Here is a 314-nt window from a genome sequence, read left to right as displayed (position 1 = left end):
TACGCAATGCGCCGCGAATGTGCAGCTTGAGCTCGTGGGGCCGGTTGAGCGCGGAAATCATGGCCAAGTTTATCATGCTGCGCTCTTTGAGCGAGAGGCCTTCACGGCCCCAGACGTGGCCCCAGCAGTATTCGGTGACCAGTTCCTGCAACGGCTTGGTGAAGTCGTCGGCGTTCTGAATCGAGCGGTTGACGTAGTCTTCGCCCAGTACCTGAGTGCGGATTTGCAGGCCTTTCTCGTACTTGTCATTGCTCATGCGCAGTGCTCCGGAATGAAACAGGGACATCGGCGGTGGCTTCTTCGCGGGCTTGCCC

Annotated in this window: 1 protein-coding gene; it reads right to left on the bottom strand. The window is 58.9% G+C overall.

Annotation, left to right across the window (positions count from 1 at the left end; genetic code table 11):
• The coding region (locus B3361_RS17945; protein ID WP_286920301.1) for a carboxymuconolactone decarboxylase family protein at positions 1 to 256 on the bottom strand (256 nt) is incomplete at its 3' end.
• Positions 257 to 314: the final 58 nt, after the last annotated feature.

The sequence above is a fragment of the Pseudomonas sp. UBA6699 genome (genome assembly GCF_002454615.1).
GTDB classification, from domain to species: Bacteria; Pseudomonadota; Gammaproteobacteria; order Pseudomonadales; family Pseudomonadaceae; genus Aquipseudomonas; species Aquipseudomonas juntendi.
Note: the sequence above shows the minus strand (reverse complement) of the source record. Positions and strands in the feature narration are given on the sequence as shown.